General features: G+C 47.6%; 1 protein-coding gene. It reads right to left on the reverse strand.

Annotated features, from left to right (window positions below; genetic code table 11):
- The coding region (locus NHN17_RS25640; RefSeq protein WP_255045504.1) for a tandem-95 repeat protein at positions 1–1,904 on the reverse strand (1,904 nt) is incomplete at both ends.

The following is a 1,904-nucleotide window of genomic DNA, read 5'->3' on the forward strand; positions in this document are numbered from 1 at the left end:
TATCGGTTTCGCCAACCACGGCAGCATCATTGACCGCAAGCACATCCACCGTCACAGTGGCCGTATCAAAGGTATCGTGACCATCCGTTACGGTATAAGTGAAGGAGGCTGGGCCGTTATAATCAGCATCAGGTGTAAACACCACATTGCCGTTTTCATCCAGCTCGACCGTGCCGTGAGTATCATCTGTCGCTTCAACACCAGTAATGGTCAACTCGTCACCATCAACATCGGTATCATTAGCCAATAAATCGGACGGGCTGATAATCAGCTGACCATCTTCTTCAACTTCAATCGCACTAGGCTCTACATCAGCACCGAAGGTCGCAATGCTTGGCGCATCGCTACCAGGAAGACTACTGTCATCTTCCGCTACCACGGCATCATTGACAGGGTCGACCGTCAATTCCATCTGGGTTGGCGTAGTGAATTCACCGTCGGTGATATCAAAAGAAAGAATGATATCCCCATGAAAGTCCTGCGGCGGCGTAATATCGAAAGTACCATTCCCATTATCGACAATTTCTACACCTGGGTGGGTGGTTGTTACGTTCTGGGCAACCATTGCATCCCCATCAGCATCCGATGCATTAGCAAGCAACGCATCCTGAGTAATGGTGATGGTGGTATCTTCATCTGTCGAAGCACTAGCAGGCCCTGTCACCTCAGGTGCAAACTCCCTCGCATCCACATGGATAGTTTGCGCCGTCGAAGCCGAATCATCATTTGAAATTTCTGTTGCTGTTGCTTCAACGACCAGATCAAACTCATCATTGAAGTCTTCTGGTAACTGCAACTGGATAGTCTCTTCCAAAGCAACGGTTGGCAACACAATCGGGGTTTCACCATCGGAGAGTATTTCACCACGGAAAATAGTGCTGTTTTCTTCCCCCATATCAATGGTGAACATGAAGTCATCGTAATCACGATCACCGCCACCTAACCAGTCTTCAATACCGTAGACAATTTGTCCATCATCATTCAGAGTGGTATGCGTATGTTGGAAATTATCCTGATTGAGGTTTTCACTACTACCACCATGGAAGATAGCATCACCAAACTGGCTGCGAATCACGGTTTCTGAACCATCATCGCCAGCAAAAACTAACTGCGGATCGGTTGATGACATAGTGGCAGGGTTACCATCTTGGTCACGGAACTCAAAATGCCCCTCTCCGAGATTATCAAAGTCATTTTTGTTGAAGCCGTTCGGAATAACAAAAATATTAAAGCTGTCACCTTGATCTAGTTCAAAACTGAACGATGACTCGCCAGGCAACAAATCACCACCACCTTTCACCTGAGAGGCATTGTCATACACCAATTCAACATCAGAGATATTGCCGTCTTCATCGACACGATAATACCCCACTGAGTTTTTGAAGCCTGCCCCCTCTCCAGCGAAGGTTACCGTCACTTCGGTATCGACATAACTGGTCAATCCATTGTCTTGCGAATCTAAAACGGCTTGACCGTCATACCTCAGCACACCACCTTCAGGGACGCCATCAATAGTTACACTGAGCGTTTCAGACAAATCCTGATCAGTTAAGTTAGCGGCAATATTTAGCTCAATGACTTCATCAGGGTCAGTGTCTACAACATTACCCGGTATTGCATTATTATCTCCATCTGTCACTGATAGTTCAGGCGCATCGGCAACCGCATCAACAGCGATGGATCCCGAGGCGGGTGTCACTGACCCATCGTTATCATCAACATCGAAGGTGAACGGCACATCGCCGTGAAAATCGGCTTTTGGTGTAAAGGTAAAAGTACCATCTTGGTTGTCTTCCAGGGTGCCGTACTGCGGGTCAATGTGCAGATTAACGGCGGTCAGGTCACTGCTATCCACATCGCTGGCGTTTTGCAGCAGCATAGCCTGGGTGAAAGTAATGGCAGTA

It is taken from the genome of Photobacterium pectinilyticum (genome assembly GCF_024357955.1).
In the GTDB taxonomy this organism is placed as follows: Bacteria; Pseudomonadota; Gammaproteobacteria; order Enterobacterales; family Vibrionaceae; genus Photobacterium; species Photobacterium pectinilyticum.